The organism is Sphingomonas sp. R1, from assembly GCF_025960285.1.
GTDB lineage: Bacteria > Pseudomonadota > Alphaproteobacteria > Sphingomonadales > Sphingomonadaceae > Sphingomonas.
In genome coordinates this window covers 918,266-940,688 of record NZ_CP110111.1, presented here as the reverse complement: position 1 = coordinate 940,688, position 22,423 = coordinate 918,266, and the positions used below count along the sequence as shown (strand labels likewise).

The window sequence follows — 22,423 nt, the reverse complement described above, 5'->3', positions numbered from 1 at the left end:
GCAACCATGCCTCCAGGAGAGGCAGAACATGCGCGAACATTTCGACGTTCTCGTCGTTGGCGCGGGATTATCGGGCATTGGCGCAGGCTATCACCTGCAGACCAATTGCCCGGGCCGCACCTATGCGATTCTGGAAGGCCGCGATCGCATGGGGGGCACGTGGGACCTGTTCCGCTATCCCGGCATCCGGTCGGACTCGGACATGCACACGCTGGGTTTCTCCTTCCGTCCCTGGACCGATGCCAAGGCGATTGCGGACGGCGGCGCGATCCTGCGCTATCTGGAGGATACCGCGCGTGAATTCGGCATCGATCGTCACATCCGCTATCGCCACCGGGTAACCGCCGCCGCCTGGTCGAGCGATGAAGCGCTGTGGACGGTATCGGTGGAGACGGACGGCCGCACGCGCCAGTTCAGCTGCAGCTTCCTGTTTCTCTGCGCGGGTTATTATGATTATGCCCGCGGCCACCTGCCGGACTTCGCCGGACGCGAGGCGTTCGAGGGCCGTATCGTCCACCCCCAATTCTGGACGCCGGACATCGATTATGCCGGCAAGCGCGTCATCGTGATCGGCAGCGGCGCGACTGCGGTGACGCTTGTGCCCGAGCTCGCCAAGCAGGCCGCACACGTGACCATGCTGCAGCGGTCGCCTACCTATATCGTCGCGCGTCCTTCGCAGGACGGTATCGCCAACTGGCTGCGGCGCTATTTGCCGGCAAAGCGTGCCTACAGCATCACGCGGTGGAAGAACGTGCTGCTCGGCCAGTATTTCTACCGTTTCGCGCGCAAGCACCCTGCCGAGACCAAGGAACGGCTGGTCGAAATGGTGCGCTGTGAGCTGGGTCCGGACTATGACGTGGGCACCCACTTCACGCCCAGTTACAACCCTTGGGACCAGCGTCTGTGCCTCGTGCCCGATGCCGATCTGTTCTCCGCGATCCGCGGCGGCCGGGCCGAGGTAGTCACCGACCACATCGATCGTTTCACCCCGCAAGGCCTGCGCCTGCAATCGGGGCGCGAGTTGGCCGCCGATCTCGTCGTCGCCGCAACCGGGCTGGAGGTGCAACTGATGGGTGGCGTGCCGGTTACCGTAGACGGGCACGCCGTCGATTGGTCCGATCGGCTGACCTACAAGGGCATGATGTTCTCGGGCGTGCCCAATTTCGCGATGGCGTTCGGCTACACCAATGCCAGCTGGACGCTGAAGGCAGACCTGACCGCCCGATACGTCACGCGCCTGCTCAACGCTATGGCCAGGCGCGGCATGCGACAGGTAACGCCGCAGCCGAGCACCGGTGTGGAAGCGCAGCCGTTCCTCGATTTCACCTCGGGCTATGTCCAGCGCGCGCTCGCCAAGCTGCCGCGCCAGGGCAATCGCAAGCCCTGGCGGGTGCACCAGAGCTATGCCCGTGACCTGATGGCGCTGAAGTTCGGCGGGATCGACGACGAGATGGTGTTCTCGAGTCCAGAACCGGTGAAGCGGGCGGCGGCGTAGGTTAATGTTGAAGGGAAGACCCTGTCGGTTAACGCCCCAGTTGCGGACGTTCGCGAACGACGGAATATCGAGCCGATGGGAAAGCGATCAGGGGTTCCTCACCGTGACGACGAACTGAAGCAGTTCAGTCTCGGACAGCTTCAGACGGAGCTTGAGCGCTCGCGCTCTCGTCGAAGTATTGCCCCGTCCTCTAAAATGGCAAAGCTGTGGGACAAACGCATTCACTGGATCGAAGCTGAGATAGCTCGGCGCTGCTGAAAGCCTGCTCCCCCGCAACCTACAACCTACTCCAGCAGCGCGCGCGCCGCAGCCACGCCGGTCTTGTAGGCGCCGTGGACCGTCGAGAATTCGCTGGCCGAGCAGGCCTCGCCGGCGAAGCGGATGCGCGGGTCGATCGGGGTCGCCAGTGCCTGGCGGGCGGCGGCGCGGCCGGGCAGGGCGTGGCTGTAGCCGCCGCGGACATGCGTCTCGCGGCTCCAGGCCGAGCCTGCGAGCAGGCGAAGCCGCCGGCGCCATTGCCCGCCCAGCAACCCGCATAGTTCCTCGATGGCGAAGTCCGCGGCGCCCTGCAGCCCGCGCTCGGCCATCTCGCGTGCGCCCTCGCCGCCGAACATCGCCTCGATCACCGGGCGCCCGAAGGGCCGCAGCGTGTAGGTGGCGGTGATCGCGTTGTGCGGGTCGCCGAGCAGGTGCGCGTTGGCCTCGAGATCCTCGCCGCCATGCTCGATGCCGAGAAACAGCTTGTCGGCCATGCCGAGCGGCAGCGCCGCGGCGGCGTGCAGCACCGCATCATGCCCGCCGATCGCGATCGTGCCGCGCGCCAGCACGTCGGTGGAGACGGTGACGATCACCTCCCCCGCTTCCAGCGTACCCCGCGGCGTTTCCACCTTCAGCCGGGTGCCCCCGCGATCGATCCCGGTCACCGGCGTGGCGAGCGCGGTGCGCAGGCCGTTCGCCTGTGCCGCGACCAGCGCGCCATAGCCGGCGGGGACACGCCAGTCCGTCTCGGTTGCCGCATCCTCATAGGCGAGATAGTCGGCGATCGAGAGCTTGGCGGTGTCGGTGCCATTGACGAAGCCGCTGATCGTGTCGATCCATACGCTCCACGGGCTTCCGGGCACCAGCGCTGCACCGGCACGGTCGCCCGGTGGCGGATCGTCGCGCAGGCGCGTCTCGAACGCCTTGAACGCGTCTGCTGCCTCGCGCTGCTCGGCGCGGGAAAAGCCGAGCGCGCGCCATTGCTCGCGCCAGCGGGGGAGCGTGCGATCCAGCGCGAAGCCGTGCAGGGCGGCGATCTCCACCCAGGGATTATGCTCGGCCGAATGCAGCCAGCCTGCCCCCAGATCGAGTGCCATGCCGTCGACATGCTCGGTCCGTGCCCGCCCGCCCAGGCGGGTGTCGGCCTCGACCAGCAGCACCCGCCTGCCGGCATCGGACAGCGTCCGCGCCGCACCGATGCCCGCCGCGCCGCCGCCGATCACGATTACGTCGAGGTCCTGCATGGGCACCGAACGCGCGATCAGGCCGAACGGCTGCGCAGCAGCGCCGAGCGCAGGCACGTGCAGACGAGGTCGTCGCGCTGGTTGTGCATGTCGTGCCGCCACGTGACGATGCCCTGCCCGGGGCGCGACCTGCTGGGGCGCAGTTCGACCACTTCGGAGCTTGCCCGCAGTGTATCGCCGAGGAAGACGGGCTTGGGCATGGTCAGCTTGTCATAGCCGAGATTGGCGACCAGCGATCCGGCGGTCGTGTCTGCCACGGTGATGCCGATCATCAGACTGAACGTGTAGGTGCCGTTGACCAGGATCTGCCCGAACTCGGACGCGCGGGCGGCCTCGGCATCGAGGTGGAGCGGCTGGGTATTGTGGGTGAGGGCAGTGAACAGGAGGTTGTCGGTCTCCGTCACCGTGCGCCGCAGGGCATGCTCGATGCGGTCGCCGAGCTGCCATTCGTCGAAAAAGCGTGCCATCTACCCCTGATCCTCGTCGAGTTTCAGCTTGAAGCCGAAATGGCTCCTGGTCCAGCCGAGCTTTTCGTAGAAGCGATGCGCATCCACGCGGTCTCTCATCGAGGTCAGCTGTACCATCCGGCAGCCCCGGGCGCGGCACTGCGCTACCGCCCATTCTATCATTTGCTGGCCAAGTCCTTGACCCCGCTCGGACGCTGCGATGCGTACCGCTTCGATCTGGCCGCGCCAGGCGCCGCGAAAGGCGATGCCGGGAAGGAAGCTCAGCTGCATCGTGCCGATCACCGCGCCGTCCCGTTCTGCGACAATGAGCCGCTGATTGGGATCGGAATCCAGATCGGCAAAGGCCATCTCGTAGCGCGGATCCAGCGGCAGCGACGCATCCTCTCGGCCGCGGCTGAGCTCGTCGTCGTCGAGCATCGCGACGATGGCAGGCAGGTCGGCAAGGGTGGCGTCGCGGAAGATCATGCCGCCTTCTCCACCCGGACGAGGAGGCTGCCCTCGGTCACCTGGCCGCCGGCGGTGACCGGCAGCTCGGCAACAATGCCGTCGAACGGGGCGGTGAGGGCGTGCTCCATCTTCATCGCCTCCAGCGTGACGAGCCGCTGGCCCTTGGTGACCTGTGCGCCGGGGGCTACCTCCACGGCGGTGATGCGGCCGGGCATGGGGGCGAGCAGGGCGCCGTCCCCGGCGGCGACGCCGCTCGTGGGACCGGTGCGTGGCAGCGCGGCGAGAAACGACAGGCCGTCATCGTTCACCGCCACGCCGTCTGCGACGGGTTCGGCGATAACCGTGGCGTTTCGCCAGTTCGCAGGCAGTTCGGTGACATGCACCTTCCCGTCCACGGCCACCGCAACGCGCCGATTGGCCGCTGCATTCAGGCGGAACCCGAGGGCGCCGCGCCACGGAAGGGGTTGCGGTGCGCCCAGAAGGTCGTCGTCCCCACCGTGCAGCATGGTAGGCGCGCCCTGATATTCCTGGACGATCATCGCGGCTGCCGCCTGCTTGACCATGTCGTCGGTCGGCTCTGCCGGGGGCAGCAGGACGTCGCCCTTCTCCGCGATGAAGCCGGTGTTGATGCGGGCGGCCCGGAAATCCTCGTCATCCAGCGCCCGCCAGAGGAAGGGCGCGTTGGTCTTGACCGGGAAGATGTCCGTTGCGGCGCAGGCCTGGGCAAGGGCCTCGCACGCCTCGAGGCGGCTTTCGGCATGCACCACGATCTTGGCGATCATCGGATCGTAGAAGCCAGTGATCTCGGCGCCTTCGTACACGCCGGTCTCGTAACGGACGTCCGGCGAGGGGCGGAAAATCTCCAGCCTCCCCACACTCGGCAGGAACCCCTTGGCGGGATCCTCCGCATAGAGCCGCGCTTCCATCGCCCAGCCGTGGATCGACAGCTCCTCCTGCCGCTTGGGCAGCGGCTTGCCGCTGGCAACGCGAAGCTGCCATTCGACCAGATCCTGCCCGGTAATCTCCTCCGTGACCGGATGCTCGACCTGCAGCCGGGTGTTCATTTCCATGAACCAGATGCGGTCGGCGCGCAGGCCCTCGCTGGCGTCGGCGATGAACTCGATCGTGCCCGCGCCGACATAATCGACGGCCTTGGCCGCGCGCACCGCGGCCGCGCAGATCGCCGCGCGCGTCTCGGCGTCCATGCCGGGGGCGGGGGCTTCCTCGATCACCTTCTGGTGGCGGCGCTGGAGCGAGCAGTCGCGCTCGAACAGGTGGACGACATTGCCGTGGCTGTCGCCGAACACCTGGACCTCGATGTGCCGGGGGGACAGGATGTACTTTTCCAGCAGCACCCGGTCGTCGCCGAAGGAGGAGGCCGCCTCGCGCTTGCAGCTGGCGAGCGCGTCGGCGAAGTCGGCGGCACCTTCCACCCGCCGCATGCCCTTGCCGCCGCCGCCGGCGACCGCCTTGATCAGCACCGGATAGCCGATCGCGTCTGCCTCGGCCTGAAGCCGCTCGGGCGACTGGTCCTCGCCGAGATACCCGGGGGTGACCGGTACGCCGGCTGCGATCATCCGCGCCTTGGCGGCGTCCTTGAGGCCCATCGCGCGGATGCTGTCCGGCTTCGGGCCGACCCAGACCAGCCCGGCGGCGAGCACCGCTTCGGCGAAGTCGGCGTTTTCGGAAAGGAAGCCATAGCCCGGATGAATCGCCTCGGCGCCCGTCGCCCTGGCCGCGGCGATGATCTTTTCGCCGACCAGATAGCTCTCGCGCGCCGGCGAGGGGCCGATATGCACGGCTTCGTCGGCCTGGCGGACGTGCAGCGCGCTCGAGTCGGCGTCCGAATAGACCGCGATCGTGCGCAAACCCATCGCGCGGGCGGTGCGGATGATGCGGCAGGCGATTTCGCCGCGATTGGCGATGAGCAGCGATTTCAGCATGATAGGCGCTCCCAAGCCGCGCAAAACTCACGAAGTTCGCGCATGTCGATGAAGATAATAACGGTGGGTTGCGGTTCGCTGGCCATGGCCGAGCCTAGGCAGATTTCGCGCGTGTAGGACAGCCCGTCACGGGTGGCGTTCCGGAAAGCCGTGGCGGGTGTGGAGCGCGGCCAGCACGCCCTCAATGTCGTTCGCGAACCCGCCCTCGGCAAAGGCGAGCGCGGGCAGGTTCTGGTTTTCCTCGCCGAGCCGCTCGACCACCGCCGCGCGGGGGCGGGGCCAGGGGACGCGGATCACCTCGATATGCGCCGCGCGCTCGGGGAAGGCGGCGAGCAGGCCCTCCACGGTGACGCAGTCCTTGCAGTAGAAGCGCCGCGCGCCGCCATAGGCCGGGTCCGCCCAGTCGGTGTCGAGGACGAACAGCGTGTCGCGAGCGGTCATGCCGGGCACCCGGTGGTGCGCTGGTTCCAGCTGAGGCTCGCGATCTTCCAGGCGCCGCCCTCGCGGACCAGGCTGACATGATTGGTGCCGCAATGATGCACCGTGCCGTTGAGCCGGAAGACATAGGGTGCCCAGACCATCGCGACATCGCCGTCGATTTCCACCGCCGGGCTGGAGATGCGCTCGTCGAACGTCTCCGGCCCAGGCTGGAAGCGGGCGAGCAGTTCGGGCCAGGCGAGGTAGCGCACGGTGGCGGGGCCATTCCCCGCTTCGGTGACCACGGTTGCACCGCCTTCCGCGCGGAGCGTCGCACCGATCGCGGCGGCGTCCCGAGCGTTGATGCCGGCGAGCAGCCGGTCGACCGTCGCGAGCACCGCACGCTCGTCGCTGCCGTCGGGCGGGGCGAGCGGGTTGGCCGGCGGCAGCTTGCTCGGCGAGGGCATGCTGCGCGGCGGGTTGGCGGCGGGCGGCGGCAGGCCGGCGGTCTGCGCGGCGAGGGTGAGGGTGAGGAGGGTCAGGAGCATGGCGGAACCCAGAATGGAGGATTGAAAGGAGCGGCTGACCGTGCCGGCGCCCGGAACCGGCGGCGTTCCGGCCAATCAGGCAGGCTCAGCATGGGAAATTCGTACGAATGGCGTTCAAGACCGTTGCCGCTGGCGGATTGCTCCAGCTCGTATTTTTGGCGCGAATGCTGGAAACGACTTTCGAGAGGAGCGCGATTTGCGCTTCATCTGCGGTTCCGGTTAGCGGCGGGACCCTGCAGGCCTGCCCCGCCGCCTGCAGATCCGTCGCTGCGTTCAGGACGGCGCCGGCAAATTCGCGCGCGCCCTGGATCTCGTTCTCGGTCGGCTCGAACGGCCATAGCGCGAGCTTGACGACGAGGCGGCGCAGCCCCCCCGTGCCCGGATCCCAGTCGTCATAGCGGATCACCTTCGCAAGCGCCGCCGCGCGCTGCTCGATGCCGGGACGCGTATCGAGCGGAGCGCTGATCGCAATCGCATTATATTGGCGCAGGGCGACGGCACTCCCGAGAAGCGCCAATATGGCCGCGATTGCCCCAAGTCCGATGAGACGGGTTCGCATCGCGGTCTGCGCTCGGGTAGGACCAAGCGCCTCTTCGACGGCGCCGAGCAGATCGTACCGCACCTTGTCCAGAACCGGCTGAATGCCAGGCTCTGAAAGGCCTGCGATATCGTCCAGTTCACCCGTTATTATGGCCCGCGCCTTCGCCAGACCGGGATAGTCGGCAATCACGCCCTGTACCAGCGCGTCGATCGCTTCGTCATAGTGCTGCTGACGAACTACCCGGTTTCCGCCCTCCGCTGCCTCCAGGTCCAACGCGCGATTGACCACATTCCCATAGTCTCGATCCATGCTTCCCCCCAACGTTGAAACCTCACATCCGGAACACGCCGAACTGCGGCCGCTCCGGGATCGGCGCGTTGAGCGTCGCGGCCAGCGCGAGGCCGAGCACGTCGCGGGTCTGCGCCGGATCGATGATGCCGTCGTCCCACAGCCGCGCGGTGGCGTGCCAGGGATTGCCCTCGTCCTCGTATTTCTGGCGGATCGGCGCCTTGAACGCCTCGGCTTCCTCGGGCGACCAGCCTGCGGCATCGCGGTGGACCGTCGCCAGCACGCTCGCCGCCTGCTCGCCGCCCATCACGCTGATGCGGGCATTGGGCCAGCTGAACAGGAAGCGGGGGGAGTAGGCGCGGCCGCACATGCCGTAATTGCCCGCGCCGAAGCTGCCGCCGATCAGGATGGTGAGCTTGGGCACGCTCGCGGTCGCCACTGCGGTCACCAGCTTTGCGCCATGTTTCGCAATGCCTTCCGCCTCATATTTCCCGCCGACCATGAAGCCCGAGATGTTCTGGAGGAAGAGCAGGGGGATACGCCGCTGGCAGGCGAGCTCGATGAAATGCGCGCCCTTCTGCGCGCTTTCGGAGAACAGCACGCCGTTATTGGCGAGGATCGCGACCGGCATGCCCCAGATATGCGCGAAACCGCACACCAGCGAGCTGCCGTAGAGCGCCTTGAATTCGTGGAATTCCGAGCCGTCGACCAGCCGCGCGATCACCTCGTGCACGTCATAGGGCGCGCGGACGTCGGCGGGGAGGATGCCGTAGAGATCCTCGGGGGCATATTTGGGCGGGCGCGGCTCCTTGAGCGCGACATCGGGCACGCGATCGGCGGGGAGATGGCTGACGATGTCGCGGACGATGGTCAGCGCATGCTCGTCATTCTCGGCGAGATGATCGACCACGCCCGAGCGGCGGCTGTGCAGGTCGCCGCCGCCCAGATCTTCGGCGCTGATCTCTTCGCCGGTCGCCGCCTTCACCAGCGGCGGGCCGGCGAGGAAGATCGTGCCCTGGTTGCGGACGATCACGCTCTCGTCGGACATGGCGGGGACATAGGCGCCGCCGGCAGTGCAGCTGCCCATCACGCAGGCGATCTGCGGGATGCCCTTGGCCGACATGTTCGCCTGGTTGAAGAAGATCCGGCCGAAATGGTCCTTGTCCGGAAACACCTCGGCCTGGTGCGGCAGGTTGGCGCCGCCGCTGTCGACCAGGTAAATGCAGGGCAGGCGGTTGGCCTCGGCGATCTCCTGCGCGCGGAGATGCTTCTTCACCGTCATCGGGTAATAGGTGCCGCCCTTCACGGTGGCGTCGTTGCAGACGATCATCACCATGCGGCCGGAGACGCGGCCGATGCCGGCGATCACGCCCGCGCCGGGGACTTCGCCGTCATAGAGGTCGAACGCCGCGAGCTGGCCGATCTCGAGGAACGGGCTGCCCGGATCGAGCAGCCGCTCGACCCGCTCGCGGGGGAGCAGCTTGCCGCGCGCGACATGCTTGGCACGCGCGGACTCGCTGCCGCCGAGGGCTGCCTGCGCGACATCGGCGCGGAGCTTCGCGGCGAGCGCGCGGTGGTGCGCTGCCTGGGCGCGGAACGGATCGCTGTCGGGGTTGACGGCGGTGGGGAGGATGGGGGCGGTCATACGGTAACCTCAATTCCTCCCCGGAACGGGGAGGAGGACCATGTGCGCAGCACATGGTGGAGGGGCTGCCGCGGCACGCGGCGGGATCCTGCGCTTCGAACGAGTTCCGCGCCTCGCGGCGCGGCCCCTCCACCACGCGCCTGCGGCGCGCGGTCCCCCTCCCCGTGCCGGGGAGGAATTTGGGTGTCGCCCATCACGCCGCCCCCAGCAATTCGCGGCCGATCAGCATCCGGCGAATCTCGTTGGTCCCCGCGCCGATGTCGAGCAGCTTGGCGTCGCGCAGAAAGCGTTCGACCGGCCAGTCCTTGGTATAGCCGGCGCCGCCGAGCGCCTGCACGGCCTCGCCCGCGACGCGGAAGGCGTTCTCGCTGGCGAGCAGGATCGCGCCCGCCGCATCGAAGCGCGTCGTCTTGCCCGCATCGCAGCTGCGCGCCACGGCATAGACGTATGCGCGGGCGGAATTGAGCGCGACATACATGTCGGCGACCTTGGCCTGCATCAGCTGGAAGCTGCCGATCGCCTGGCCGAACTGCTTGCGCTCGCGCAGATAGGGCAGGACGACATCGAGGCAGGCCTGCATGATGCCGAGCTGGATGCCGGCGAGCACCGCGCGCTCATAGTCGAGGCCGCTCATCAGCACGCCGACGCCGCCGTTGAGCGGGCCCATCACGTTTTCCTCGGGCACCTCGCAATCGGTGAACACCAGTTCCGCCGTGGGCGAGCCGCGCATGCCCATCTTGTCGATCTTCTGGCCGATCGCGAAGCCCGGCATGTCCTTCTCGATCAGGAACGTCGTGATGCCGCGCGAGCCTTCGCCGGTCTTGGCGTAGACGACGAGGGTATCGGCATAGGCCGCGTTGGTGATCCAGAACTTGGTGCCGTTGAGCACATAGCCGCCCTGGACCTTTTCGGCCTTGAGCTTCATCGAGACGACGTCGGAGCCCGCGCCTGCCTCGGACATCGCCAGGCTGCCGACATGCTCGCCCGAGATCAGCTTGGGGAGATATTTGGCCTTCTGCGCTTCATTGCCCCAGCGGGCGATCTGGTTGACGCAGAGGTTGGAATGCGCGCCGTAGCTGAGCCCGATCGAGGCCGAGGCACGCGCGACTTCCTCGCAGGCGATGACATGCTCGAGATAGCCGAGGCCGAGCCCGCCATCGGCTTCCGGCACGGTGATGCCGTGCAGCCCCAGCTCGCCCATCGCGGCCCAGAGTTCGTCGCGCGGGAACCAGTCCTCGGCATCGATCCGCGCCGCCAATGGCGCGATCTTGTCGCGGGCGAAGCGCGCGGTGGTGTCGCGGATCATGTCGGCGGAATCGCCGAGGGCGAAGTCGAAGTCCGGGGTCATGCTTGTTCCTCTCCAACGGTCACGATCATGCCGTCGATTGTTGTCACGGGCCATGGAAGCAGTCGCGCGCCGACGCAAGGGCCGCCGACGCACCGGCCCTCCTCCACGGTGTAGAGCGCGCCGTGCCAGCTGCACTGGATATGGGTGGCACCGGGGGTGAGATAGGCGTCGAGCTGCTGGGTCAGCGGGACGGGCATGTGGGCACAGCGATCGACATAGCCATAGACCCGGGCGCCGCGGCGGACGACGAAGCCGTGGAACCGGCCGGCGCGCATTTCCAGGACGAAGTTGCGGGCGGTGCCGTCGGGGATCAGCTCGAGCGGGCCGAGCTTCACGCCGGCGGGGGTGGTGGTGAGGCGGTCCAACTAGATCCTCCCCGGAACGGGGAACCTTGCAACCCACGAAATACGCCGTTCGTCATCCCCGCGAAGGCGGGGATCCATTGGCGCTGCATTGTCGGCTCTTTCCCCCAGCGTCGGGGGCAATGGATTCCCGCCTTCGCGGGAATGACGATGCTTTGTGAAGGCGTTGCCCATTCTTTGATGCCAATGCAGCGGCAATCCGGCATCGGAACGCTTCACGGCAGCTGTGCCTTTGGGAAACCTTCCCATACCGCGTCATAGTCCGGCTGGGCGTGGGCGAGCGCATGCTCGGTCGGGCGGTAGGGCCAGCAGGTCTCGACCATGAACGCCAGGGTCCCGTCGATCTTGTGCGGCTTGAGCTCGGCTTGCGTGGCACCGCGCCAGCTGGCGACGTCGGGTCCATGGCCGGCCATCAGATTGTGGAGCGACAGGCCGCCGGGGGCAAAGCCCTCCGCCTTGGCGTCATAGGCGCCGTGGATCAGCCCCATCGCCTCGCTCATCACGTTGCGGTGGAACCAGGGTGGGCGGAACGTGTCCTCCGCCACCATCCAGCGTGGCGGGAAGATCACGAAATCGGCATTGGCCCGGCCTGCCACGGTGCTGGGCGAGGTCAGCACGGTGAAGATCGAGGGATCGGGATGGTCGAAGCTCACCGTGTTCATCGTGTTGAACCGGGCGAGATCGTAGCGATAGGGCGCGAGGTTGCCGTGCCACGCCACCACGTCCAGCGGGCTGTGCGGCAGGGTGGTTATCCACAGACTTGCCAACGACTTTTGCACAAGCTCGAACGCTTCGTCGCGATCCTCGAACGAGGCGGCGGGCGTCTCGAAGTCGCGGGGGTTGGCGAGGCCGTTGGCGCCGATCGGCCCGAGATCGGGGAGGCGGAACGGCGCGCCGAAATTCTCGGCGACATAGCCGGCAGCGCTGCCCTCGGGCAGCAGCACGCGGAAGCGGACGCCGCGCGGGATCACGGCGATATGGCCGGGGGCGATGTCGATCCGGCCGAGCTCGGTCAGCAGCGTGAGCGCCCCGGCCTGGGGGATGAACAGCAGCTCGCCGTCGGCGTTGACGAAGGCGCGATTGTCCATGTCGCGATTGGCGGCATAGCGGTGGACGACGACGCCTTCGAGATCGGCAGGATCGCGCGTGGCGAGCATCGTCTCCATGCCGTCGATCCAGTCGACCGGCGCGGGCGGAGCGGGGACGGGATCCCAGCGCAGGCGATTGGGGGCGAGCGGCTTCACCGGGGTGTGCGGCGAGAACAAGGGCGCGCCCGCATAGGGCTGGTAGGGCGGATGCTCGGCGCTGGGGCGCAGGCGGTACAGCCAGGCGCGGTGGTTCTCGGCACGCGGCGCGGTGAAGGCGGTGCCGGAGAGCTGCTCGGCATAGAGGCCATAGGGCGGGCGCTGCGGGCTGTTGCGGCCGATCGGCAGCGCGTGCGCGACGGCCTCGGTGGAGACATGGTTGCCGAAGCCGGGGAAATACTGGGTCATCCTGCTCCTCCTCCTCCGTCAGGAGGCTATCGCCGCGTCGGGGCTCTTTGGCCCATTTTCGTCGTTCCCGCGGAGGCGGGAATCCATTTGCCAGGACGTTCGGGGCAGGAACCGCAGCTTCAGCGCCAATGGATCCCCGCCTTCGCGGGGATGACGCTGGGTATGGCGCTGCGGCTGGCTGGTCCCGCAGGGGAAATAGGTGGGGCCGGGGTATGCCATCGTTCCTGCGGCGGCACCCCCGGCTCTCTCCCTCTCCGAACCTGTCAGGCGTCGACCTTGATCACGCCGCGGCGGATCTGGTCGAGCTCGATGCTCTCGAACAGCGCCTGGAAATTGCCGTTGCCGAAGCCCTCATTGCCCTTGCGCTGGATGATCTCGAAGAAGATCGGGCCGAACATCGTCTCGGTGAAGATTTGGAGCAGGATGCCCTCTTCGTTCTCCACCGAACCGTCGATCAGGATGCGGTTCTTGCGCAGCCGCTCGAGATCCTCGCCATGCCCGGGGACGCGCTTGTCGACCAGCTCGTAATAGGTCTCGATCGTGTCCTGCAGCCGCACGCCGCGGGCGCGCAGGCGCTCGACCGTGTCGTAGATGTCGTCCGTCGTCAGCGCGAGATGCTGGATGCCTTCGCCATTATATTCGCGGAGGAATTCCTCGATCTGGCTGTTGTCGTCCTGGCTTTCGTTGAGCGGGATGCGGATCGCCTTGTCGGGGGCGATCATCGCCTGGCTGAACAGGCCGGTCGCCTTGCCCTTGATGTCGAAATACTTCTGCTCCTCGAAGCCGAAGAGCGTGCGGTAGAATTCGCTCCACACCCGCATCTGGCCGCGGCGGACATTGTGGGTGAGGTGGTCGAGCAGGTCGAGCCCGACGCTGTTCGCGGCCTCGGCCTCGCGCCAGCCGGGGAACTCGGCCCAGTCGGCATAGAGGTCGGTCTCGTCCTGGATGAAATAGAGATAGGAGCCGCCGATCCCTTGGATGACGGTGTCGTCCTCGTCCGTGGGCTTGGCGCCGTGCGCGAGTGCCCATTCCATCGCCTTTTTCGGGTCCGCCACGCGGAACGCCATCGCGCTGGCCGAGGGACCGTGCTCGCCGCGAAAGGCGGCGACGCGGCCGGCATCGTCGCGGTTGAGCATCAGGTTGATGCGGCCCTGCTTGTAGCGCGTGATGTTCTTGCGCGGATGGCGGTGGCTGGCAACGAAGCCCAGCTGCTCGAACTGGCGCGCCATCGCGTCCGGATCGGGCGAGGTGAACTCGACGAACTCGAAGCCGTTGAGGCCGAGCGGATTGGCGGTATCGGTCATGGCGACCTGATACCCCGATTCCCGATTTAGTGTCAAATGTTACCAGTTGGCTACAGGCCCTCGCCGCCGACCCAATGGGCGTTGGAGAGCCGGCGGGCGACCGCCCAGGTCTGGGTGCGAATGTCGGGCACCGCGACGATCTCCCAGAAGGCGCCCCGGGTCATCGGCCCCAGCGCATAGAGGTTCGCATTGGCGCGGCCGTCGGCGGCGATGGTCTGGCCCTGATTGTCGACATCGATGCCGATGCGGGCGGCATCGGGGCGGATCAGCCCCCGTTCGGCGAGGCGCTGGAGCAACGGTTCGCGGGTGCGGGCGAGATCGCCGAGCGGGCCGGTGCAGTTGACGATGCGCTGGGCGTGGATCGTCCTCGGCGCATCCTGCCCGCGCGGACGCAGGGTGACGGCGATCCCGTCCGGTCCTTGCTCGAAGCCGAGCGTCTTGGCGGCGAGCACTTCCAGCTGGCCGCGATCGATCAGCGCCTGCAGGCGGGCATGGACCTCGGGGGCGAGGCGGTGGCGATGCACGTCCCACCAGGGGCGCAGATGGCGCAGGAAACGCGCGCGTTCGGCTTCGCTGGCATTGGCCCACATCGGCTGGGTGAAGGGGCGGAGCTCGTCGACGGCGTTGCGCCAGCCGACCTGCTCGGCACGGTCCCGGACGGCGCGGACGAGCTTGGAGGCACGGGTGCGCGGGCGCTCGGCGATCTTCTGCCAGTCCTGGCCCGGACCATGGGGGCGGGGCAGCAATCCGCGCCGCGATACCGCGACGATCCTGCCCGTGAAGCCGCGCGCCTCGAGCAGCAGCGCCACGTCGACCATGGTGAGCCCGGTGCCGATCACCAGCACGGTGTCCCCGTCCGACAGGTCCTCGGGAACGCTCGGGTCCCAGGGGTCGCCCTTGTAGCGGGTTGCGGAGAGCCGTGCGGGGTCGAGCCCCGGCGGATCGTGCGGCGGCAGATTGCCCACCGCGAGCACCGCGGCATCGGCGCGCAGCGTGCCGTCCGACAGCTGCAGCCTCGCGCCCTGCGCGTCGAAGGTCACGTCCTCCACCTCGGCATGGACCAGCCGGAGGCGCTCGGGATGCTCGGCCAGCGCCTGGGCCAGCATCTCGCGCAGATAGTCGCCGTACACTCGGCGCGGCACGAAGCTGGTCGCGGCATTCGCCACGCCGCGCGCTTCCAGCCAGCGGACCAGATGCCCGGGATCGTCGGGAAAGGCGCTCATGTTCGCCGCGCGGACGTTGAGCAGGTGCGAAGGGTGCGCCGCGCCGTACGCGAGGCCGGTGCCCGCCACCGGCGCGCGCTCGACCAGCGTAGCGCGCGGCCCTTCGTGGCGGATCAGGTTGATCGCCTGGAGCGTGCCCGAAAAGCCCGCGCCGATGATGGCGACGTGTTCGATCATGGTTGCGGCTCCCCCGATGCCGTCGTCAGATTTCGTAGTCGAGCTGCCACTCGGGCTGCCGGAACGCCGGCGTCTTCTCGGCAAAGGCGGGCTGGCGCGCCATCATCTGGGCGTAGAGCCGCTTCACCGAATCGCTTGCGGTGCGCACGAACAGGAACGGCAGCACCGCATGGACGATGCAGGCGGCGCCGCCGACCATCATCGTGACGCCGAACCGCGCCGCGGTGGCGGCATGCTCCCCATAGCTTTCGCCGACGCTGCGGGGATGGGCGAGGAAAAGCCGAGTGATCATGTGGGAAATGTACGCGCGATCGGGGCGGGGGGGAAGGGTACCCGTCGTGAATCCAGGTCCTCTGGCGCGGTAGCGCGGGTTCCGGCTTCACGCCAATACACCGTCATCCCCGCGAAGGCGGGGATCCATCGGCGCTGAATTCGCGGTTCTTCCCCCCAGCGTCGAGGGCAATGGATTCCCGCCTTCGCGGGAATGACGACGGTTTCGAGGGGCCGCTGCCCATCACCGCGGCGGCAGTTCCCCTCCCCCGCGAGGGAGAGGGAGGAAGGTCACAGCTTGGCGATGGTCTCGGCCAGCGCAGTCACGTCGACATCGCTGCCTTCGGTTGCGACCGTCTCCGCGAGATGCGCGCGCACCAGATCGAGCAGCGGCAGCCTGGCGCCGACCGCCTCGGCGGCTTCGCCGGCGAGGCGCATGTCCTTCAGCCCCAGCGGCGCGGCGAAGCCTGCCGGGCGGTGGCGGCGCTCGGCGATCGGCGGGCCATAGACCTTGTGGATCGCGCCGTCGAAGATCGTGCCGGAAAACACCTCCAGCATCTTCTCGCGCGCGACCCCGCCCTTTTCGCCGAGCGACATCGCTTCGCCATAGGCTTCGACGGTGGCCATGATCATGAAGTTGCCGGCGAGCTTCACCAGGTTCGCCGCCGAGGGCGTGTCGCCCATCGGGAAGGTGACGCGGCCGAGCGCGTCGAGGATCGGCGCGGCGGCCTCCATCGCCTCGGGCGCACCGGCGGCGACGATGGCGAGCTTGCCTTGGGCTGCGACCGGCGGGCGGCCGAACACGGGGGCGGAGACGAACAGGTGGCCGGCCTCGGCATGGCGGGCGGCAAGCTGGTCGGTCGTGGCGACCGCAACGGTGCTGTGCGACAGGTGCAAGGTGCCCGGCGCCATGCCGGCGATCAGGCCGTCCTCGCCATCGAGGACCGCGGCGAGCGCGGCATCGTCCGCGACCATGGTCAGCACCGCCTGCGCGCCGTCGGCGGCTTCGCGGGGCGTGCGGGCGAGCCGCGCGCCGCGTCCGGTGAGGCCCGCCGCCTTGTCCGGCGAGCGGTTCCACACGGTGAGCGTATGTCCCGCATCGAGCAGCGCCCCCGCCATGCCGATGCCCATCTGCCCGAGGCCGAGAAATGCGAGGTCCATGCGTGTCTCCCTGGTTGCGCCGCAGCATGTGGGGTCGCGGGCGCAGAACCCAAGGGGCTAGCCGCCGATCAGCACCGCCGCATCGATCAGCGCCCGCGGCACCGAAACCCCCGGGCTGGTGCCGATATAACGCGGCACCCAGCTCGGCCCGAACTTGGCCTTGAACGACCGCAGGCCGGAAAAGCCGTACAGCCGCTCGCCATGGCCATAGACCGCCGCGCCCAGCCGCGACCAGATCGGCGCCAGCGGTCCGGGCTTGAGGCCGGAGAGCGGCGCCAGGCCGAGATTGAACCGCGCGAAGCCCTGCGCGGCGCCATATTGCAGCAGCCGCACGAACAGCAGGTCCATCGCGCCATAGGGCGTGTCGGGCAGATGGCGCATCAGATCGATCGACATCTCCTCGCGATTGGGCGTTTCCCAGATATTGGCGAAGGCGACGATCCGCCCTTCCAGCCGCAGCACGGCGCAGTCGAACCGGGACAGATACTCGGGGTCGAACCGGCCGAGACTGAAGGTCTTTTCGGCACCGTGCTTGCCCGCCAGCCACGCGTCCGAGACGTGGCGGAGCTCGGGCAGCAGGGCGGGGACCTGCACCGCGGGCACGACCTCGAACGCCAGACCCTCGCTCGTCGCGCGCTTCACCGAATAGCGCAGCGACTTGAACTGGCCGCCCGTCAGCGGGTAGCCGTTACGAAGGTCGATCACGGCCTCCTCGCCATATTTCATCGGTTGCAGCCCCAGCTCCACCACCAACGGGAGCATCGCGGCGCTCACCTGGAACAGGCAGAGCCGGCCGCGCGCGGCATCGCAGTGGCGGCGGATCTCCCAGATCAGCTCGGACCAGGCCGCCTCGGGGCCGACCGGATCCCCCATCACCACCCAGGTGCGCCCCTGCACGCGGTACATCAGGAAGGCATCGCCCGAGGTGGAGTGCAGGAAATCCTTGTCGCCGGTGTAGGCGAGCATCGCATCGGCGCGGGGGGAGACGGCGATCGCGCGCGCAGCCACTCCCGGGTCGAGGGCCTGGCGTTCGCCCGCCCGGGGTGCAGCGGCCATCAGCCGCCAGAACGCCCAGCCGACCAGCAGCATCGTCGCCCCCAGCGTCGCCCGCAGGAACCGGGGGGCATTGCCGCGCCAGGCGAAATCCCACCACAGCGCATCCGAATACGGCACGTGCTTATAGGCGAAGAAGCCGGCCCAGGCGCTGAGCAGCACCGCGATCAGCGCTGCTGCCCACCACCAGCGCGCGACCGGGGCGGAGCCGATGCCGGCGCTGCGATAGAAGCCCGGGCGCGCATATTGGAGGAGCGCGGCGACGACGAGGAGTACCGTCGCCTCCTCATAGTCGATCCCCTTGGCGAGCGAGAACAGGGCGCCGGCGACGAGCAGCAGCCGCGCGGCGTGAAAGCCGCTCTTGAGCCGCGCCTGGACGGCGGGCGCGATCAGCAGCAGCGCGGTGCCGACCAGGCTCGCGGCGAAATGCGACCCCTCCACGAAGGGCAGCGGCAGGATGCCGTGCAGCGGATGCATGCGGCCGTGCGCGGGCGGCAGCGCGCCGGAGATCAGCAGAACCAGCCCGCCGGCGAACACCAGCAGCGCAAGCAGGGGCGGGACCAGCGCCTGGCCGATGCGGTGGGCGATGCCCAGTCCGGTGGCGAGCGGCCGGCGCAGGCGCCGCCCCTCGATCCCGACGAGCAGCACGCCGGCGGCCAGCAGCGGCAGCAGATAGTAGATCAGCCGGTAGAGCAGCAGCGCGGCAAACAGGTCGCTGCGGCCGATCGGGACCAGCGCGAGCATCACCGCCTCGAACACGCCGATGCCGCCCGGCACATGGGTGACCAGCGCGATCACGATCGCGAGCGCATAGGCGAGGAAGAAGCCGCCGAGCATCGCCGGATCGGCGTGCGGCACCAGCACGAACAGCGCACCCGACGCGCAGGCGAGATCGAGTGCGGCAACGCCGATCTGCGCCGCCATCAGCGGGGGCGGGGGAAGCGGCAGGGTCGCGCTCCCCACCCGCAAGGTCGCCAGCCCCCGCAGACGCGCGGCGAACAGCAGGGCAAAAGCCACAGCGAGCGCGATGCCGGTGCCGTGCAACAGCCAAAGCGGCAGCGTCTGCCCGAACAGCACCAGCGGCGCCGGCGCCGCGAGCAGCGCGGCGGCGGTCACCGCGAACACCCCGGCCCAGAAGGTCCCGCTGGCGAGCAGCGTCACCCGCGCGACATCGGCGAACTCCAGCCCGGCGGCACCATAGGCGCGCAGGCGGGCGGTGCCGCCGGTCAGCAGCGACAACCCCAGATTTTGGCTGATCGCATAGCTGGTGAAGGCGGCGAGCGCGGTGGTGCGCCAAGGCAGGCGCTGGCCGATCGCGCGCACGGCGAACCAGTCGTAGAAGGTGAGCGCGAGATAGGAGGCTGAAGTCAGCCCGATGGCGAGCGCCAGCCGGGCGCCGTCGATGCGGTGCAGCGCGCCGCGTACATCGCGCAGGCGTACCTCGGCGAGGATCGAGCGCATCGCCTCGAACCCCAGCAGCGCGACCGTCAGCACCAGCAGCACGAGCAGCAGGCGCCGGTGCCGGGCGAGCCAGCCCGGCGGTGTGGACGCCTCCGCTGCGGGCGCGCGCTGTTCCAAGCCTTGCATTGCCGTCCCCCGCGGGCGCGTTGCCGATCCTGCCGCGGCAGGCATCGCATCAACGCGGCCGTCGCCGCCCTTATCCCGCCGGTGGAACCCGGGCAATCGTCGCGTGCCTCCGCCTCAGCGGGCGGGGGCCTCCAGATGGGTATCGAGGACGGGCGCGAGGGCGGCGAAGACGGTGCGGACCAGCAGGTCATGGTCCATGCGCAGGAAATGGCCGCCGGGCAGGGTGATGCGCCGCACATTGGGGGCGAGCAGGCTGGGGCACAGGCTGTCGGCCTCGTCCGCGCCGCGGATGCAGGTGACCGGCAGCCAGGTCAGCGTCCGCGCCGCCGCGGCATCGGCATCCGGCGTGCCGATATAGGCCAGGCCCAGCGGGTCGGCGCGGAAATAGGCGCTGGTGCCGGGCACCACCAGCACCAGGGCGGCGACCCGGGCGCGCAGGTCTGCCGGCAACCGCGCCATGCCGACCCGCGCCATGTCCGCGCCGAAGGACTGGCCGATCACCACCACCTTGCGCGCGCCAGAGCGGCGCAGCGTCTCGCGGATCGCATCGGGCAGCAGCGCCTGCACGTCGGCCGCGCTGCGGCGGCGGGCGAACATCGTCGAACTGGCGATCGCGTAGACCGGCACGCCGGCCCCGGAGAGCGATTCCACGACATAGGAGCCCATGCCGTAGCGGATGCCCATGTCGCCGGAGAGAAAGACCGCCGCGACCGGGGCGGTGCCGCCGCGCTCGGGCATGCCGTAGAGATGAACCGGATCGCGGTCGAGGAAGCCGGCGCTCCAGTAGAGACCCAGCGTGCCGGCGGCGAGCAGCAGCGCGACCAGGCCAATCCAGCCTTTCCAGCCGAGGCGGCGGGGGCGGGGATGGGAGGGGGGGATGCTCGGCGCCATCAGCGAACGCTGCGCCGGACAAGCTGAAGCGCGGCTGAAGGCGCGGGCGGGGGAGGCATCGTCCGGCCCGCCCTCAAAACTTGTTCCTCCCGGCCCTGATTTCCTGCCGGCTGGTGAACAGCGCGCGTGCCGCTGCGCCCACGTCGCGCATCACCACCAATGCCTTGTCGCCGGGCTCCAGCCGCTCGTCGCGCGCCGGACGGGGGATCGAGCGACCGTCGCCGCGATCGATCTGGACGATGAACACGCTGCCCTCGGCGCGCCGCTCGGCTGCCTCGACGCTCAGACCCGCCATCGCCGAGCCCGGCGCGACCTCGATCAGTTCGACATCCAGCCCCAGCGCCTCGAGATCGCGCCGCAACCGGCCTAGCTGGGCATCGCCATGCACCTGCTGGCTGTGCGGATAGAGGATCATCCGAGCCATCGCCTCCGCGCCGATATGGGTGGGGAAGACGACGCGGTCGGCGCCGGCATGGATCAGCTTGCGCTCGGTCGTCGGCGCCTCGCCGCGCGCGATGATCTCCAGGCCGGTGTTGAGGTTGCGTGCGCTCAGCGTGATGAACACGTTCGCCGCATCGTCGGGCAGCACCGTGGCGAGGGCACGGGCACGCTGGATCCCGGCGGCGATCAGCACCTCTTCCTCAGTGGCGTCGCCTGCCAGCGTGCAGTGGCCGGCGGCTTCCGCCTCGGCGCGCTTTTCGGGGCCGCGTTCGATCACGACCACCGGCACGGCGGCGCGGGCGAGGTCGCGGGCGAGCATCACCCCGATCCGGCCATAGCCGCAGATCACGACATGGCCGGCAAGCTGGTCGATGCGGTTCTGCATGCGGGAGCCTCCGAAAATACTGCGCAGTTGCAGGACGGTGAAGAGCTGGACGAGCGCGCTGGTGAGCAAGATCATGCCGGTGCAGCCCAGCACCATCGTCGCCATGGTCAGCGCGTGGAGATAGGGGGTGTCGACCGGGCGGACCTCGCCATAGCCCACGGTGTAGAGCGTCAGCACCACCATGTAGCTGGCATCCGCGAAGCTCCAGCCCGCCGCCATGTAGCCGATCGTCGCCAGCACGCCGACGAGCAGCACGAAGACCAGGATCGACACGAGGTTGCGCATCGGCGAGCCGAGCACTTGTTCCGCCTCTGTAAGGATCCCCCGCATCGCGTGGATTAGGGCATGTCGCCGGGCGATTGTCCACCGGGCTTTGGCCGCCAGGCAACCCGAAACCCGGCATGCACGTTTAGCGCCCTCAACGATCGGGAGAGAATGCGTGCGCAGGATGCTGGGACTGATGGCCGGACTGCTTGCGACATCTGCGGTGGCGCAAACGCCTGCGCCGAGGCCGCCGATCGACCTGAACATCCTTCACGCGCAGGTGATCCTCGACCATCTCGGCTTCGGCCCCGGCATCCTGGACGGCCGCCCCGGACAGTCGCTGACCGCGGCGGTTCGCGGGCTGCAGGAGGCGCGCGGGCTGAAGGTTACCGGCGTGATCGACCCCGCGACCCTGGCGGTACTCCACCAGTATCGGGCCTTGCGGCCGGTACGGACACTCGCCGTCGGCGCGCAGACAATGCAAGGTCCGTTCGTAGATCCCATTCCCAAGGATCTGACAGAACAGGGGAAACTGAAATCGCTGGGATATCGCAATCCGCTCGAGAAGCTGGCGGAGATGTTTCATACGACGCCGGAGGTGATCACCGCGCTCAACCCGGGGGTCACGGACATTCGCACCGGCACGCCCCTGCGTCTGCCCAACGCGCTGCCCGCGTCGCGCGCCTATCCGGAGGCGTGGAAGCCCGAATGGCGCCAGACGCTCGCCATGCTCAACGTCGATCCGCGCCAGCCCCAGGCAGACCGTCTGGTGGTCGACAAGTCGGAGGGCGTGCTGAAGGTCTATGGTGCGGGCAATCGCCTTGTTGCCCAGTTCAGCGCAACCATGGGCAGCGAGCATGATCCGCTGCCGATCGGGCGCTGGAAAATCAACGGCGTGGATACCAATCCCAAGTTTCACTATAACCCAACGCTGTTCTGGGACGCCAAGAAGGGCGACGATCCCGCGATGCTCCCCGCCGGCCCCAACGGCCCGGTGGGGGTCGTATGGATCGACCTGTCCAAGGAGCATTACGGCATTCATGGCACGCCCGAGCCGCAGACCATCGGCCGCAGCGAGAGCCATGGCTGCATCCGCCTGACCAACTGGGACGCCGCGCGCGTCGCGCTGATGGTGAAGCCGGGTACGCCGGCGATCTTCCAGGACTGAGCC

At 68.5% G+C, this 22,423-nt stretch carries 20 protein-coding genes; 2 read left to right on the top strand and 18 right to left on the bottom strand.

The genetic code is table 11. The annotated features are described in order from the left end of the window. The first annotated feature begins 28 nt into the window (after positions 1-28). Positions 29-1,495 carry a flavin-containing monooxygenase gene (locus tag OIM94_RS04565; RefSeq protein WP_264608918.1) on the top strand — a complete coding sequence of 489 codons (1,467 nt, stop codon included), beginning with the start codon at positions 29-31 and terminating at the stop codon, positions 1,493-1,495. A 284-nt stretch (positions 1,496-1,779) separates the two neighbouring features. Here OIM94_RS04565 and OIM94_RS04560 read toward each other — a convergent pair whose 3' ends face one another. From OIM94_RS04560 to OIM94_RS04475, 18 genes are all read right to left on the bottom strand, one after another. Further along, on the bottom strand, positions 1,780-3,054 hold the full coding sequence (locus OIM94_RS04560; protein ID WP_264608917.1) for a flavin monoamine oxidase family protein: 1,275 nt from the start codon (positions 3,052-3,054) through the stop codon (positions 1,780-1,782). Continuing rightward, positions 3,015-3,464 (bottom strand): MaoC family dehydratase, encoded by a 450-nt coding sequence (locus OIM94_RS04555; RefSeq protein WP_264608916.1) that lies wholly within the window; start codon positions 3,462-3,464, stop codon positions 3,015-3,017. The genes OIM94_RS04560 and OIM94_RS04555 overlap by 40 nt, the downstream gene beginning before the upstream one ends. Further along, entirely contained in the window at positions 3,465-3,929 is a 465-nt protein-coding gene (locus tag OIM94_RS04550) for a GNAT family N-acetyltransferase (protein ID WP_264608915.1), read from the bottom strand. Beyond that, the gene (locus OIM94_RS04545) at positions 3,926-5,854 is read right to left on the bottom strand and encodes an acetyl/propionyl/methylcrotonyl-CoA carboxylase subunit alpha (RefSeq protein WP_264608914.1); all 1,929 of its coding nucleotides are present in this window, start codon (positions 5,852-5,854) and stop codon (positions 3,926-3,928) included. Before OIM94_RS04545 ends, OIM94_RS04550 begins: the two co-directional genes overlap by 4 nt. 126 nt (positions 5,855-5,980) lie before the next feature. Continuing rightward, entirely contained in the window at positions 5,981-6,295 is a 315-nt protein-coding gene (locus OIM94_RS04540; RefSeq protein WP_264608913.1) for a DUF3088 domain-containing protein, read from the bottom strand. Further along, positions 6,292-6,819 (bottom strand): nuclear transport factor 2 family protein, encoded by a 528-nt coding sequence (locus OIM94_RS04535; RefSeq protein WP_264608912.1) that lies wholly within the window; start codon positions 6,817-6,819, stop codon positions 6,292-6,294. Before OIM94_RS04535 ends, OIM94_RS04540 begins: the two co-directional genes overlap by 4 nt. Before the next feature lie 85 nt (positions 6,820-6,904). Then, a complete protein-coding gene (locus tag OIM94_RS04530) occupies positions 6,905-7,669 on the bottom strand; it encodes a hypothetical protein (RefSeq protein WP_264608911.1) in 765 nt (254 codons plus the stop codon). A 22-nt stretch (positions 7,670-7,691) separates the two neighbouring features. Further along, positions 7,692-9,293 carry a carboxyl transferase domain-containing protein gene (locus OIM94_RS04525; protein WP_264608910.1) on the bottom strand — a complete coding sequence of 534 codons (1,602 nt, stop codon included), beginning with the start codon at positions 9,291-9,293 and terminating at the stop codon, positions 7,692-7,694. Positions 9,294-9,486: 193 nt separating this feature from the next. Then, positions 9,487-10,641 carry an isovaleryl-CoA dehydrogenase gene (locus tag OIM94_RS04520; protein WP_264608909.1) on the bottom strand — a complete coding sequence of 385 codons (1,155 nt, stop codon included), beginning with the start codon at positions 10,639-10,641 and terminating at the stop codon, positions 9,487-9,489. After that, a complete protein-coding gene (locus OIM94_RS04515; RefSeq protein ID WP_264608908.1) occupies positions 10,638-11,006 on the bottom strand; it encodes a Rieske (2Fe-2S) protein in 369 nt (122 codons plus the stop codon). Before OIM94_RS04515 ends, OIM94_RS04520 begins: the two co-directional genes overlap by 4 nt. A 212-nt stretch (positions 11,007-11,218) precedes the next feature. Continuing rightward, a complete protein-coding gene (hmgA, locus tag OIM94_RS04510) occupies positions 11,219-12,496 on the bottom strand; it encodes a homogentisate 1,2-dioxygenase (RefSeq protein ID WP_264608907.1) in 1,278 nt (425 codons plus the stop codon). Between the two features lie 263 nt (positions 12,497-12,759). Further along, on the bottom strand, positions 12,760-13,800 hold the full coding sequence (gene hppD, locus OIM94_RS04505) for a 4-hydroxyphenylpyruvate dioxygenase (protein ID WP_264608906.1): 1,041 nt from the start codon (positions 13,798-13,800) through the stop codon (positions 12,760-12,762). Positions 13,801-13,850: 50 nt separating this feature from the next. Beyond that, on the bottom strand, positions 13,851-15,200 hold the full coding sequence (locus tag OIM94_RS04500) for an FAD/NAD(P)-binding protein (protein WP_264608905.1): 1,350 nt from the start codon (positions 15,198-15,200) through the stop codon (positions 13,851-13,853). Between the two features lie 25 nt (positions 15,201-15,225). Then, on the bottom strand, positions 15,226-15,492 hold the full coding sequence (locus tag OIM94_RS04495; RefSeq protein WP_264608904.1) for a DUF6356 family protein: 267 nt from the start codon (positions 15,490-15,492) through the stop codon (positions 15,226-15,228). A gap of 269 nt (positions 15,493-15,761) precedes the next feature. Further along, positions 15,762-16,631, bottom strand: a complete 870-nt coding sequence (locus OIM94_RS04490) for an NAD(P)-dependent oxidoreductase (RefSeq protein WP_264608903.1) — start codon at positions 16,629-16,631, stop codon at positions 15,762-15,764. 57 nt (positions 16,632-16,688) lie between these two features. After that, on the bottom strand, positions 16,689-19,271 hold the full coding sequence (mprF, locus tag OIM94_RS04485; protein WP_264608902.1) for a bifunctional lysylphosphatidylglycerol flippase/synthetase MprF: 2,583 nt from the start codon (positions 19,269-19,271) through the stop codon (positions 16,689-16,691). Positions 19,272-19,385: 114 nt separating this feature from the next. Next, positions 19,386-20,162, bottom strand: a complete 777-nt coding sequence (locus OIM94_RS04480; RefSeq protein WP_264608901.1) for a virulence factor — start codon at positions 20,160-20,162, stop codon at positions 19,386-19,388. Between the two features lie 73 nt (positions 20,163-20,235). Then, complete coding sequence (locus tag OIM94_RS04475) at positions 20,236-21,318, bottom strand: potassium channel family protein (protein ID WP_264608900.1); 1,083 nt, start codon at positions 21,316-21,318, stop codon at positions 20,236-20,238. Between the two features lie 118 nt (positions 21,319-21,436). Between OIM94_RS04475 and OIM94_RS04470 the strand changes: the two genes are divergently transcribed. After that, on the top strand, positions 21,437-22,420 hold the full coding sequence (locus tag OIM94_RS04470; RefSeq protein ID WP_264609831.1) for a L,D-transpeptidase family protein: 984 nt from the start codon (positions 21,437-21,439) through the stop codon (positions 22,418-22,420). Positions 22,421-22,423 lie beyond the last annotated feature (3 nt).

What these genes read in the sequence shown, in the direction of transcription:
- OIM94_RS04500 (WP_264608905.1), bottom strand. Translation starts at nt 15,200, where the DNA reads ATGATCGAACACGTCGCCATCATCGGCGCGGGCTTTTCGGGCACGCTC.
- OIM94_RS04540 (WP_264608913.1), bottom strand. Translation starts at nt 6,295, where the DNA reads ATGACCGCTCGCGACACGCTGTTCGTCCTCGACACCGACTGGGCGGAC.
- OIM94_RS04495 (WP_264608904.1), bottom strand. Translation starts at nt 15,492, where the DNA reads ATGATCACTCGGCTTTTCCTCGCCCATCCCCGCAGCGTCGGCGAAAGC.
- OIM94_RS04520 (WP_264608909.1), bottom strand. Translation starts at nt 10,641, where the DNA reads ATGACCCCGGACTTCGACTTCGCCCTCGGCGATTCCGCCGACATGATC.
- OIM94_RS04475 (WP_264608900.1), bottom strand. Translation starts at nt 21,318, where the DNA reads ATGCGGGGGATCCTTACAGAGGCGGAACAAGTGCTCGGCTCGCCGATG.
- OIM94_RS04490 (WP_264608903.1), bottom strand. Translation starts at nt 16,631, where the DNA reads ATGGACCTCGCATTTCTCGGCCTCGGGCAGATGGGCATCGGCATGGCG.
- OIM94_RS04550 (WP_264608915.1), bottom strand. Translation starts at nt 3,929, where the DNA reads ATGATCTTCCGCGACGCCACCCTTGCCGACCTGCCTGCCATCGTCGCG.
- OIM94_RS04555 (WP_264608916.1), bottom strand. Translation starts at nt 3,464, where the DNA reads ATGGCACGCTTTTTCGACGAATGGCAGCTCGGCGACCGCATCGAGCAT.
- OIM94_RS04470 (WP_264609831.1), top strand. Translation starts at nt 21,437, where the DNA reads ATGCTGGGACTGATGGCCGGACTGCTTGCGACATCTGCGGTGGCGCAA.
- mprF (WP_264608902.1), bottom strand. Translation starts at nt 19,271, where the DNA reads ATGCAAGGCTTGGAACAGCGCGCGCCCGCAGCGGAGGCGTCCACACCG.
- OIM94_RS04480 (WP_264608901.1), bottom strand. Translation starts at nt 20,162, where the DNA reads ATGGCGCCGAGCATCCCCCCCTCCCATCCCCGCCCCCGCCGCCTCGGC.
- OIM94_RS04525 (WP_264608910.1), bottom strand. Translation starts at nt 9,293, where the DNA reads ATGACCGCCCCCATCCTCCCCACCGCCGTCAACCCCGACAGCGATCCG.
- hmgA (WP_264608907.1), bottom strand. Translation starts at nt 12,496, where the DNA reads ATGACCCAGTATTTCCCCGGCTTCGGCAACCATGTCTCCACCGAGGCC.
- hppD (WP_264608906.1), bottom strand. Translation starts at nt 13,800, where the DNA reads ATGACCGATACCGCCAATCCGCTCGGCCTCAACGGCTTCGAGTTCGTC.
- OIM94_RS04535 (WP_264608912.1), bottom strand. Translation starts at nt 6,819, where the DNA reads ATGCTCCTGACCCTCCTCACCCTCACCCTCGCCGCGCAGACCGCCGGC.
- OIM94_RS04530 (WP_264608911.1), bottom strand. Translation starts at nt 7,669, where the DNA reads ATGGATCGAGACTATGGGAATGTGGTCAATCGCGCGTTGGACCTGGAG.
- OIM94_RS04545 (WP_264608914.1), bottom strand. Translation starts at nt 5,854, where the DNA reads ATGCTGAAATCGCTGCTCATCGCCAATCGCGGCGAAATCGCCTGCCGC.
- OIM94_RS04565 (WP_264608918.1), top strand. Translation starts at nt 29, where the DNA reads ATGCGCGAACATTTCGACGTTCTCGTCGTTGGCGCGGGATTATCGGGC.